Origin of the sequence: Bacillus sp. AFS023182 (assembly GCF_002560575.1) — a bacterium.
Lineage (GTDB): Bacteria > Bacillota > Bacilli > Bacillales > Bacillaceae_G > Bacillus_A > Bacillus_A arachidis.
Genome location: NZ_NTRO01000110.1, coordinates 1 through 11,791 on the forward strand (window position 1 = coordinate 1; position 11,791 = coordinate 11,791).

An 11,791-nucleotide genomic window follows, 5' to 3' on the forward strand; every position below is an offset into this window, starting at 1 on the left:
TCTAAAATCGATAATTTATCCTCTTCATGTTCTCAATGTAAATGTGGATCTTCTAGCTGTAAAGAAACAATAGGTGACTCTAAGGAATCTTGTAGTATCGCATTTAAAAACGCGATGAGAATATCCTCACTACCATTTGTACCAAATAATTGCTTAAAAGCAAAATGGACATGCAAACTTATACAAATATGAATCAAATTTCTAAACTCACTTTTGGCATCAATTTTTGGAGCACTAAAAAGTTACAACATTCAATTGTAATTATCCCTAATTAATATGGTTCCAAAACCTTTACTTTTTGGGACGGTTTTATTGTAAAAGTAAAACTAAGTTGATGCCACTTTATAATTTGTAAAACTGCTCATTAAATATCCGTACAAAAAAGCAGTGATATCACTGCTTTTTTGTAAAACTCGTATGTTGAATAAAAAATCCCCTCACAATTTGTGAAGGGTTCAGTATAAATTGAAAGGGTAATTCCATTTTAATATGTAATAGAAAAACTCGTATTGATAAAATTCACTTTCTTAACTTAGTTTTATTCTTTTTGTAAACTAATTTCTTTAAATTCATCGTTTCATCATACATTTTAAAGTTTTTTACGAGTGGCCCAAAAAAGAACGAATCGTTGTCGTACTCCTTATAGGAGATTAATAGTATTATAGTTAATATATTAATGTAACTATTTATCAAATTGTTATTTAAGTTAAGGGGAATAAGATTTCTAAGGTTACGTTAATTCATTTATAGAAAAAAATGAACGAAATCGGAATGGGGGTTAATCATGGGATTCTTTAGTCGGAAAGCGGTATGTGGTGTTTGTGAAAGTGAAGTGGGATTACATAGGTACAAAGTGAAAAAATCTAACGCCTGGGTTTGCCCAGATTGTTTGAAAGAGGCTGGTGGCGTTGGTGTTGTGCCTGTAAATAAAGTTACGATTGAAGAAATTAAAGCTACAATCGATGCAAAGGCAAACAAACTGAGTGATGATCCAATGTCAAGTGCTGAAGGAATGTATCAGTACTGTCTAGATAATAAATTCGGTTCAGGGTTTAATCAAAAATGGGGCTTAAAACACTTTGGCATACTCGAAAAGAATTTAATGCAAGGTGAAACAGTTCTTATGACGTTTATTGGAATACATAATTACAAATCAGTGACAAAACACGATAGTAATTTTGCCTATGCGATTACCAATAAACGCATCTTATTTGGACAAAAAACTTTAAGTGGTGAAAAATTTAAAGCAGTAGCTCATGAAAAAATAAATGATATTACATTTGAAACAGGAATTGTATTTGGTGTTTTAACGATCGATACACCACAAGAAAAATTTAAAGTAGCTTTAGATAAAGCTTCGGCAACATCTATTAATAATAGTATCCATCAGGTACTGGATACATTAAAGAGTAACAATATTGAAACGCAACCGATATCAATAACTGCTGCTACCTCGGCTGCAGATGAGTTGATGAAATTTAAAGAACTATGTGATATGGGTGTAATTACAGAAGATGAATTTAACGCTAAGAAGAAACAGTTACTATATATATAAACAAAATTTAGTTAATTGCTAATGTCTTATAAGAGGTCTCGCCAACAAAGGACTTTTATAAAAAATAATAGATAAAAAATTGAATTTTAAACCGGGTTGGAAATAAAGTTTGATCCTTGTTGTACTAAAGCACCTTTTAATTGAATAAACACCCTACTAAATTTGCAGGGTGCGTCCATTTTCTTAAAATATTTCCTTTGCATCAGAAGGTAAATTTCTAACATGTTTAAGGTATTTAGTCATGTTTCTATCATCATCAATAGGGTATGTGAAATAAAAATGTTCAGCGACATCTTTAGATAGGATTCTAAATAATTCACAAGTAACAAATATTGATTCCCATATATTTTCATAATTAGAATCAGAATAGGTTTCTTTGTACATTTTCCAATATGATTCTGGAAGATACTCCTTAAAATATTTCCCTAACTTTCCTGGTGAGACTTGAAAATCTTCTTGTATCCCAATCCACCAAGTAACCATTTTATCTAGAGAATCTCTCGTCGTATATTCAAACATTAATTTTGCATATGGGAGTTCATCACGCCAAATTCCTTTTGCAACGTTTTGTAAACACCACCAAAAATTGTTTGTATAACTATTATATTCACCATTGGATGGCTTTTTGACATAGTAATCTATATCTGTAGGATAAGGGATTGCTGGCAAAAGATTATCTTTGTCCATTAAGGGAAGAGTGAGCTTCTCTTTTTCATACTCTTCAAACATGACTTCTTTTGTTTGAATACGAAGATCTATACGATTTCCATCTATAAAGAGCATTAAAAAACCATAAGATTTAGTGAAGTCGAAATCAAATTCCCTACCAAAATCATTTTTGTCAGGTTCTTGCATCATGATTAAATCTCCAAAAGCATTAATCCATGTCTTATCTTTTATAAAAGATGTTGTTTCTGTCACAACATAAACAACATCATAATCCTGAAAAATATCTTTTGGTACATTAGGGTTTGTTCTCGAACCATTCAAATAGACTGCTCGAATACGTTCATCTTCCTTAGCTACGTTGATTATAAGCTCCATTATTTCATGTTCATTTCTCATTTAATTCTCCTCCTATATGTAGTTAGTTTTGCATGGAAAATTATAAATGGAGGAGCTCGTGTATGATATAAACCTAATCTAATAATTATAATTTATAATTTATTTAAGATTTTTTTCATCTAACCTTCCTTTTCTATTTAGAGCTAGCTTTTATATAAGTTATTTCAGCATTTGTTCGCAGATTCCTTTTTTATAAAACTCCTTTATTCGTCTAAGTTGGATTTAATACGAGAGATATAGTAAGCTTTCTTATCATGTATATGTTGAAGATCTTTGAGGTAAAATATCCTAAATCTCGAATACACAAATCATTTGCTTTCACAGTCGGAACGCACAAAGAACCGTAGGTTCGATCATGTTGTTTACCTGGGCCTGTATGAATGTGAAGAAACTGTCCGCTTAAAAGATCATATTCAAGTTGAATTTTCACACCAGCCTTATGGCTACAACCTCCTGCACCAGGATAAGCCGATGAAAATACATCTGGAAGTTTAGCTAATACTTGTTGTAGAAACTGCACGGCTGCGGAGTTAAATCTTTGAATTAGTCCTTGAGGACTTATGAGTACTTCTGTTGATACTTCTAAACAACTACATAACTAGGTTAAGGAAGTTTCTGCTACACTTTGGCTTAGCCATACGCATAAAGCTATTAAATCTTTAGCTTAATACTTACTAGTTCGCTGAACAAAACCAACATCTCTAGCAAGATTCCGTAAGGTATTTGGAGATAAAAAACTTTGAATCTCTTGAGCAAATAGTTGTAATTCATCAGATACAGGAATAGACATACAAAAACGCCATCCTTTCCTATGATTCTACAGAAAGAATAGCGTATTTTTTCATTTTAGGGGGTATTTTATTCTGCTAGTTTAATAGCGATATGGCGCTACCTCATCCGTGTATAAGAGAGTATCCTTTATTTTGATTGGGTAATTATTTAATATGTAATTTTTCTTTTACTTTTGAAGGTAAATCATCTTTTTGAACTTCTTCATAAGAAGTTACTTCTTTATGGTCTATTTCTACATTACTGTCATCTTTGTGCCTGACGTAAAGGCGTATAAAGGCATCCTCTTTAAGAGGTGTGTCTATTGGTTTTACACTTCCAAATGTAACTGTTTTTTCTACTCCATCTTCATTATAAGTAGATAAAGTATAGAAACGCTGGTTACCTTTTATCTCACCCTTATTTGTTATTTGTACATAGTATTGTTCTGTTCCCATTCTAGATCTCTCACATCCTATAGCAAAACTAGAAAACAGTGCGAATAATATAAATATAACTAATGATTTCTTCATATAACTCTCTCCTTACCTTTGTATATGGAAATTATAGTAAAGGATTTATAGTGAAGAAATTGATTTTAGTGACATTAATATTACAAAATTGTAAGGTTTATTAGGGGTAACCATACATGCCCATCAAGTTAGGAGTTTTAAGTACACCCTAAACAAAAATTTTCTTTCTCTGCAGATAGAGGTCACCTTACATCACCAGCATTTCGGAGAATAGCCACGCTAAGGATTATTTACACAGTAACAAATTGCAAAAAAAAGAAGACGGTAAACCCGCCTCCTTTATCTATTACCATGGAAGATCAGCTACTTTGAAATAAAGTTCGATTAAAAATAGCACACAATTACTACTCAAATTGGTAAGGAGTATAGAAAATAGTCTTACCTAAATCAAGTTAAATGTTAAGCATCAAAATTAGCATTTTGGGAAAGTCTCACGTACTGACCATTTCTTTCATCTCTAATGACAGCTCCTAACTGAGCTAAATCTTCTCGTAGATATTTAGCATCTGCCTTTTTCTTTTCTTTCAATGCACGGTCTCTAGCATAAAGTAATACATTTATTTTTTCGGAAAAGTCAGTATGTCCTAAAATCCATCGTTGATATTGGCTACTAAATGGATCCGTTTCATTCCATGGATATTGATATTTATTAAAAGCTTCTCGTACAGTATCCTTCTTCACTTCAATAACTTCTCTATATAATTCATTACTCTTTTGTCCAATGATAATTAAATGCTTATTTTCTATATAGATTGCTAAAATGTCCTGTTTCTCAATGATATTTACTTTTTCTCTAAATTTTAACTGTAAATTATTGTAGGAAATTGTAACTTCAAGACTCTCATTTAAAATAATAAAGCCTAATAATAAACCTGCTATTGTTCCAATAACAGTGGCAAGACTTGAAACCCATAAGCTGTTAAAGAATGTAATGAGTAAAATTAACTTTTCCATTGGAACTACTGGAAGTTTTAGTATCCAATTGGCAATGATAGGAAGAAACCAACCAATCAAACCGCCTAATATCATGGGCACTAAAACAATAATTGCTTTTTCGGACTTACTATGTCCAAGAAATGTTTCTCTCTCTATCATAATACCTATCCTCTCTATTAAAATAGTTATAAACAATATTTTGGAATTATATATCGACATATAAGTCGCAGATATGCAGAATACAACATGGCCGCTACTGGCTTAATCTCTTTGTTTTAAACCTCGCATGTGTTAGGAAAAGGTCCTGACCGCTTCTGTGAACGGCCAGATGCTCTCGTCCTCCTCTAAAAAGAAAGGGGTTTTTATGTCATTTTATTAACTTATATATAAATGATTTTTTGCTTTCATTATTTAACTATTTTCAACATGCTTTTTATCAATTCTTCACTATAATTTTCTAAACTCATTTTATTTTGGGAAGATATCAAAGATTCCGCTATCGACCCTTGAATAATTGTTGCGGTCACTTGAATATTAAAATCTCCAAATTCTTTTGATTCTTGCCCCTGTAAGAGAATTTCTTGTAATAAATCCTTTATTAAATCTTCTTCATCGTCTTCTAGTAAATAATAGGGAATACGATCTGGTGTTCGTGCATTAAAAACTATTTCAATTAAAGCGATATTATTTGTTCGGTTTATAACCTGATAAGCTAAACTTGCTTCGATAAATGCTTTTAATTTTTCTGTAGATGCTTGTTTTTGACTAACTCTTGTATTAATAAATAACCATTCTTGTTCAACTAAATACATTAAAGTATTGTTCATCAAATCTTCTTTACCAGAAAAGTGATAAGAAATTAGCCCTGTACTTATGTTTGCTTTTTTTGCTATTTTCGACAAACTTGTACTTACATACCCAACTTCTCTTAAAACTTCAACAGCTGCCTTAATTATTTGTTCTCTTCTTGCTTCTGTTATAAAAGATTGTCTGTCTTCCATAAGAATCACCACCTTATAAATTCCCAATCGTTTTTAATTGAACATTCATTTTTTTGATTGAACGTTCAATTAATTGGATTGTATATTTTTTTCCTATTCTTGTCAAATCTAATTTTATAGATTATATCTTTAAAGTCTCTACGACCTCTACAATGCGAATTCTATATGGTGACCCCTACTACATAATCGGACTAAGGGATCACTTGCGACTCGTTGACTAATCCAGATACAAATGGTAGCTAAGTCTAATCCAGAAAACTTACGTTTTCTCTTTACAAACCCAAGTTCTCTTGCAAGTTCTTCTAAAAATACAGGTGTCACATATCGTTGTAATTCCTCTGCAAATGGTTGTAGTTCATCTTGAATCGAGAGATTCATCAAAAAACGTCATCCTTTCTAATCTAGATTATTTAGAAAGGATAACGTTTTTTGGTACTTGAGGGTATTAAAATCTCTTAAGTTGATGGGCATGTATGGTGACCCCTTTTAAGTGAAGTTATAAGTTGGAAATTAATCATTGGATTAATTTTTATACTAATGGGAGTTTATATAACTAATCGTAAAATCAAGTTAAATGTTCCTATTAAAAATCTACAAAAAGAATCCTAAATAATTAGGATTCTTTTTGTATTTTCCAAAGTAAACTTTTATTAAAAAGTTTACTTTGATGAATGATAAAAAGGTCTAATTGTTTAAGGTTAATTTAAGGTGGATTTTATAGATATTTCCAGTTTTTATATTATAATTATAATATTAAGTTATAAAGAGGAATTTAAAATTTGTTGTTTTAATAAATTAAATAGACCAAAAGGAGATGAGATAAATGAAAGCACATGAATTAATTACTGAGATACAAGATAGTTATGATGGCAATCCTAGTCAAGACGCTCAAGTTTTTATTTTATTTAGCTTTTTATTATTAGTATTTAAGTTTTTAAAACCAACAAATTAGTGGCAACTTAGGTGAAATGAAAAAGATAGCTTATTCAGTTGAAGCTGTCTTTTTTTATGGTATCTGGAAGTAAACTTCTATCTAAAAGTTTACTTTCATTTGTTGTATAAAAAAAGATCCTAGTTAAGGATCTTTTTTAGTCAATTATAAATTATTTAATTATAAAGGATAGAATCCCAGCAATTATGCATGTAATTCCGCCTAAAAACTGTCCTATTCCAGTGATTTTGTCTAAAAAGCTTTCATATTTTTTTGTACTATATATGCCCCATAATACTAAGGCTACTCCAAAAAGTATAAATGATAGTTTTAAAATCATCGTATGGTTACCTCTGTTCAATTTATTTTTTATGTATGTATTTCTTATACTTTTATTATTACATTGAAATAATAGTTGAACTATCTAATAACCTTACATAAAGATGACAGTTTTGTAAGATTTCATAAGTGGAAATAAAAAAGAGTCCTTCATATATAGGGGTCACCATACATGCCCATCAACTTAAGAATATTCACGATCCTAAATCTAAGTAAACTAGATTATTAGACAGGATAACGTTTTTTGTACTTATAGTTTTTAAAATCTCTTAAGTTGGTGAATATGGGGTATCTCAAAATCTTAGCTTGATGGGCATGGGGTATTTTGTTTTCTTAGCTTGATAGCTATGTGGCGGCCCCCCTATTAAAAATACTGCACTGTTTACTTAATTTGTATCACGTACAATTTTATATTTTATTATAAAAAGAAAAGAGCAGATAGTTATGAGCAAGCCACAATATAGTAGAATGTCAGATATAGAAGTACCAAATGTTAAGCATATGGATACAAAAGCATAGGATAACGGGACTAAACCATTGGAAGAGGCACTTACGAAGCTCATAACTCTCCCTAACTTATCTCTTTCACTGTTTTCTTGAATAATTGAAACCAGTGGTACATTAATCATAGAAGACATGAAACCCATCATCACAAGTAAAAGGATTCCTTGCCATAAAACATATATTTGACCAAGAAAAGAAAGTGAAATACCAAGAAAAGAAATAAGTATTAGAATAGAAAGCCCTCTTTTTTTTCTAATATTTAAAAGTCCAATTAATAAAGCGCCACCTAGCATTCCTCCTTGATAAGAGCTTTGTAAAAAACTTACCTCTACTGCCTTTCCATGTAATACTTCGTTCGCTAATAATGGAATTCCCATAAGTAAGGGACCAAAGAAGAATACATTAATTGTCATTAAAATGAAAAGTATGGATTTTAAAAAAGGCATATTCCATACATATTGGAAACCTGCTAATAACTCTTGTTTGGCAGATGCTTGCCCAGAAGAAAGTGAAAGTTTTTTTTCTTTAATACATAATGTGAAAGTGCATGAAATTACTAAGAAACAAGCGACGGAGAAAAATAAAACTGAGAAAGAACTAACGGTAATAATCCAGCCACCTATCATTGGTCCAGTAAACATTGCTATTTGATTGGAAGTTTGAATAAAAGAATTAGATCGAGTCAACATCTCTTTGGGAACTAGAAGAGGAAGAAGGGATTGATTCGCTGGTGAGAAAAAAGAATCTAGAATTCCAAACAGTAGTGCAAAGACCAGTAATGACCATAAATTTAATAGATGTAAATGTAATAAAGTAATCATAATAAAAATTAGTAAGCAACGCGTGAAGCTAGAAACTAACATGATTTTTGAACGTTTAAAACGATCTGCCCACACTCCTCCAACAGTCATTAGGAGGACGCGTGGGATCATAGTTACCATCATGACAATCCCAAGCGCTGATTCCTGACCTAAAGCTCGAATAACATACCATTGTTCTGCAAATAGGTAGGTTGAAAGAGCAAGAAAAGAAGCGGTACTTGATAACCAAAGGAATAAAAATGCACGGTTTTTAAATAATGAAATACTCGTATACTTAGGTTGAGCTTGTTGTGATATGAAAGGTTCACTCAATGAATATTCCTCCCTACAAATAATGAATTATGAATCTTGGTTAAAGAGTGGTTGATCAATTTCAAAGCCTGTGATTGTAACATAAAAGTTTTTATTGGCATCAGTTTTTGTGGAATCTTTTAAGGTTTCTTTAACAAGGTATCTATACTGGTTTAAAAACTTTATAAATTGCTCTTTTGTTAATGAAAATTCTGTTTGCATCGAGATACTAGGCCAATCTTCAACATCGGAAGATGTTAAATTGAATGATGAATCTGGAGCAGTTAATACTCTTGTTTGTGCACGATGTAATACTTCCAAATAAGATTGTCTCGTTGCCTCTTGTGATTCAGAATAATGAAGTAAGTGATTTGCAGGAATAAAACCACGTGAAACGGCTTGATAGTACTTTAAAATATTTCCTCCCTGTTCTTCTTTTTTTACTAATTGAATGATGTTGTGTTTTTCTAGTTCGCGGAGATGATAGTGTACTTTTGCGCGAGAAAGATTTAAAAATTGGGCAAGTTGGTGACCTGTATACGGATTTTCGACTAAGTATATAAGCATTTTTGTACGCAATGGATCACTTATTACTTTTAATTGTTCGTAGGATTCAATAATGGAAATCGCTTTTTGTTTCATTTTGCACCATCCTTTTTTTAACCGGTTAAATTTATTTAACTCGATTGTATTACAATTTTAGATCAAGGGGAAGTTATTTCTGAAATTTCTAAATTAAAAATAAAAAATTGTGATATAGGTTGTGGAAGTGGAGATTCTTTAGAGTACATGGCGAAGCATGAAACGAAAGAATTATCGGGCGTCGATCTTACTTCAGTATAAATTAAAACAGTGACTCAAACATGAAAAGGGTGGAATCCACATTTGATATGTGCTGCGATGGAGGATGAAACTGATATCCCAAAAGAGCATTTTGGTATTGTATATTCCATTTATGCGCTAGAACAGACATCTGATTTATCAAAAAACTTGCAGCTTATTCATTTGTATTTAAAAAAAGGTGGAAGCTTTGTTTTTAGCTGAGAGCATCCTCCTCCCAATCAAGCTAATAGGGGTCACTATACATCACCATCAACCTAAGAGAACAGGTTGCCCCAAAAACGATAAAAATGAACTTTGGTGCTATAAAAAACACAAAATTTCCGTTTAGGGGGTACTTTAAAATCTTAGCTTGATAGCGATGGGGTCCCACCAACAAAACGCGAATTTCATACGCTAAGGAAATACAACATATAAAAAAAACTAATTTCAAGCTACAATAACGAGAAATTAGGCTTTAATTATTTCATAAAAGCAAAGATTATGTATTATAGGTTTACCAACTTAGTAATTGTATTTATTTCTCCCAATTCGCTAAGTTTTTGTACTAGGATGTTTTCTGTATCCTCACTTAATATCAATTGTTCAGATGAAAAAGGTGCTAGTTGTAAGCTCTCACCAATCATAACTGAATACATAGCATGTTGAAACATTGTAATATCATTCGCATCATTACCAAATGCTATATATTCTTTTTCTCCCACACCCAATTGTTGCAATCCACTCCACTTATCTATTCCATTTGGACTTATGTCTAAAATTCCTTCATTTCCATGAGAGTGAACCACAACATTCATATTGCTAAGCCGTTCTTCAATTGCTTCCATATTGTTTGAAGTAAGCACTAAAATTTTTATGATTGCCTGTAATTTATCCAATTTAACGTTTTTCGCACGTCCTTCTGGATCAAGATTATTCAAAATTGGATGTGTAGCTGGCCCTGTATAGGCATAATCCCACTCACCATCTATTAAATAAGAAGCATTATAAGTTCTAAGTAGCTGAACAATATTTACAAGCGTTTCTTCATCAAAACTAATCGTTGATATTATTTTTCCTTTATTTGCAATCATTGATCCATTCCCCCCAATCATTGGGTATTGATGAAAACGCTCATGTAAGACGGGGAGTAAATCACGTATTGGCCTAGCTGAAGCAAAAATGACTTCGTGCCCTTGATCTACTAGATTTTCTAATGATACTAGTAGTTTTTCGGAAATAGGCTGACCTTTAAAACAAATTGTCCCATCTAAATCAAATACAAACTTCATTCTATACCACTCCTAAAATTTTTTATTGTTCTTATCATATCAGTTTATTTTATAATAAAAAGGACATATGTCCCAAAAGGAGGATTATATGAAATTTCTTCATAACTTGAAGCTACTCGAAACAAAATTACAAGAATATCATATTGAAGAAATGTTTGGCCGAGAAAAACAACTCCCATTTACACTACAACAATATGGACAAGATGAAATTGTTTTACTTGAAGGAACTGAACTAGAATCATTATTATTCTTAGTGGAAGGGAAAATGAAAGTAACATCAAGTGTTGAAACTGGAAAATCACTTTTACTACGATTTGTCCAACCTTTTTCCATTATTGGTGATATTGAATTAATTCGAAATGTTCCCGTTCAATCACAAGTTAAAACAGTTAATAACTGCTTATTAATTGGACTGCATTTTGATTATATAAAACAACATGAAATGAATAATCCGAAGTTTTTACACACACTTTTAGAACATGTAAGCTATAAGCTTCAAACTTGTACAACAGCTTCTCGCGTAAATTTATTAGCATCTGTGGAAAACAAGTTTGCAAGCTATCTTATGTCCACAATAGCACCCGAACCAGATAACATCTTTGGAATAGAGCTAAAGGCTTCAAATATAAAAGAGATTGCGGATTTACTTGGCACGACATATCGACATCTAAATCGAGTTATTCATTCGCTATCCGAAAAGAGAATCATTGAAAGAAATAAAAATTCTATTCGCATATTGAATTGGAGCGATTTAGAAGAAATGTCCAATGGAATCCGATATAAGTAACTCTTAAAATTCGTTAATTCTCCACTTCTGATATGGTGCCCTAAAGTTGATGTGAGTTTTATGAAGTTACTGTTCCAAAAACGACCGTTTTTGGTTCTGTTTTATTGAAAATAAAAAAGAGTCTGGATGTGGTATTATCCCATTTAGGT

General features: G+C 31.6%; 10 protein-coding genes and 4 pseudogenes. 4 read left to right on the plus strand and 10 right to left on the minus strand.

Going from position 1 to position 11,791, the window contains the following annotated elements:
* Positions 1–35 precede the first annotated feature (35 nt).
* Positions 36–197 (minus strand): annotated as a pseudogene (locus CN288_RS26885) (PD-(D/E)XK nuclease family transposase); the annotation flags it as partial.
* Positions 198–784: 587 nt separating this feature from the next.
* Here CN288_RS26885 and CN288_RS26890 point away from each other — a divergent pair.
* Entirely contained in the window at positions 785–1,555 is a 771-nt protein-coding gene (locus tag CN288_RS26890) for a PH domain-containing protein (protein ID WP_098303552.1), read from the plus strand.
* Positions 1,556–1,738: 183 nt separating this feature from the next.
* Here the strand turns inward: CN288_RS26890 and CN288_RS26895 are convergent, their stop codons facing one another.
* From CN288_RS26895 to CN288_RS26920, 6 genes and pseudogenes are all read right to left on the minus strand, one after another.
* The gene (locus tag CN288_RS26895; RefSeq protein ID WP_098303553.1) at positions 1,739–2,620 is read right to left on the minus strand and encodes an aminoglycoside 6-adenylyltransferase; all 882 of its coding nucleotides are present in this window, start codon (positions 2,618–2,620) and stop codon (positions 1,739–1,741) included.
* 215 nt (positions 2,621–2,835) lie between these two features.
* A pseudogene (locus CN288_RS26900) lies at positions 2,836–3,410 on the minus strand (transposase); the annotation flags it as partial.
* Positions 3,411–3,555: 145 nt separating this feature from the next.
* Entirely contained in the window at positions 3,556–3,921 is a 366-nt protein-coding gene (locus tag CN288_RS26905) for a YxeA family protein (protein WP_098303554.1), read from the minus strand.
* Positions 3,922–4,320: 399 nt separating this feature from the next.
* The gene (locus CN288_RS26910; protein WP_098303555.1) at positions 4,321–5,016 is read right to left on the minus strand and encodes a YqeB family protein; all 696 of its coding nucleotides are present in this window, start codon (positions 5,014–5,016) and stop codon (positions 4,321–4,323) included.
* 248 nt (positions 5,017–5,264) lie between these two features.
* The gene (locus CN288_RS26915) at positions 5,265–5,858 is read right to left on the minus strand and encodes a TetR/AcrR family transcriptional regulator (protein WP_098303556.1); all 594 of its coding nucleotides are present in this window, start codon (positions 5,856–5,858) and stop codon (positions 5,265–5,267) included.
* A 162-nt stretch (positions 5,859–6,020) separates the two neighbouring features.
* Positions 6,021–6,236, minus strand: a pseudogene (locus CN288_RS26920) (IS4 family transposase); the annotation flags it as partial.
* A gap of 445 nt (positions 6,237–6,681) precedes the next feature.
* On the opposite strand from CN288_RS26920, the gene CN288_RS29940 reads away from it, so the two are divergent.
* Positions 6,682–6,810, plus strand: a complete 129-nt coding sequence (locus CN288_RS29940) for a hypothetical protein (protein ID WP_002193554.1) — start codon at positions 6,682–6,684, stop codon at positions 6,808–6,810.
* 704 nt (positions 6,811–7,514) lie between these two features.
* On the opposite strand, the gene CN288_RS26925 is transcribed toward CN288_RS29940, so the two are convergent.
* Together CN288_RS26925 and CN288_RS26930 are read right to left on the minus strand one after the other, a co-directional pair.
* On the minus strand, positions 7,515–8,765 hold the full coding sequence (locus CN288_RS26925) for an MFS transporter (protein ID WP_098303557.1): 1,251 nt from the start codon (positions 8,763–8,765) through the stop codon (positions 7,515–7,517).
* Positions 8,766–8,792: 27 nt separating this feature from the next.
* Entirely contained in the window at positions 8,793–9,386 is a 594-nt protein-coding gene (locus tag CN288_RS26930; RefSeq protein ID WP_098303558.1) for an ArsR/SmtB family transcription factor, read from the minus strand.
* A 201-nt stretch (positions 9,387–9,587) separates the two neighbouring features.
* Between CN288_RS26930 and CN288_RS28505 the strand changes: the two are divergent.
* Positions 9,588–9,785 (plus strand): annotated as a pseudogene (locus CN288_RS28505) (methyltransferase domain-containing protein); the annotation flags it as partial.
* A gap of 287 nt (positions 9,786–10,072) precedes the next feature.
* Here CN288_RS28505 and CN288_RS26935 read toward each other — a convergent pair.
* Positions 10,073–10,855 carry an HAD-IIB family hydrolase gene (locus tag CN288_RS26935; protein ID WP_098303559.1) on the minus strand — a complete coding sequence of 261 codons (783 nt, stop codon included), beginning with the start codon at positions 10,853–10,855 and terminating at the stop codon, positions 10,073–10,075.
* 88 nt (positions 10,856–10,943) lie between these two features.
* Between CN288_RS26935 and CN288_RS26940 the strand changes: the two genes are divergently transcribed.
* Positions 10,944–11,642 (plus strand): Crp/Fnr family transcriptional regulator, encoded by a 699-nt coding sequence (locus tag CN288_RS26940; RefSeq protein WP_098303560.1) that lies wholly within the window; start codon positions 10,944–10,946, stop codon positions 11,640–11,642.
* Positions 11,643–11,791: the final 149 nt, after the last annotated feature.

Excerpts from the sequence above, each read along its gene's own strand:
- CN288_RS26915 (WP_098303556.1), bottom strand. The coding sequence starts at position 5,858 with ATGGAAGACAGACAATCTTTTATAACAGAAGCAAGAAGAGAACAAATA.
- CN288_RS26930 (WP_098303558.1), bottom strand. The coding sequence starts at position 9,386 with ATGAAACAAAAAGCGATTTCCATTATTGAATCCTACGAACAATTAAAA.
- CN288_RS26940 (WP_098303560.1), top strand. The coding sequence starts at position 10,944 with ATGAAATTTCTTCATAACTTGAAGCTACTCGAAACAAAATTACAAGAA.
- CN288_RS26935 (WP_098303559.1), bottom strand. The coding sequence starts at position 10,855 with ATGAAGTTTGTATTTGATTTAGATGGGACAATTTGTTTTAAAGGTCAG.
- CN288_RS29940 (WP_002193554.1), top strand. The coding sequence starts at position 6,682 with ATGAAAGCACATGAATTAATTACTGAGATACAAGATAGTTATGATGGC.
- CN288_RS26895 (WP_098303553.1), bottom strand. The coding sequence starts at position 2,620 with ATGAGAAATGAACATGAAATAATGGAGCTTATAATCAACGTAGCTAAG.
- CN288_RS26890 (WP_098303552.1), top strand. The coding sequence starts at position 785 with ATGGGATTCTTTAGTCGGAAAGCGGTATGTGGTGTTTGTGAAAGTGAA.
- CN288_RS26905 (WP_098303554.1), bottom strand. The coding sequence starts at position 3,921 with ATGAAGAAATCATTAGTTATATTTATATTATTCGCACTGTTTTCTAGT.
- CN288_RS26910 (WP_098303555.1), bottom strand. The coding sequence starts at position 5,016 with ATGATAGAGAGAGAAACATTTCTTGGACATAGTAAGTCCGAAAAAGCA.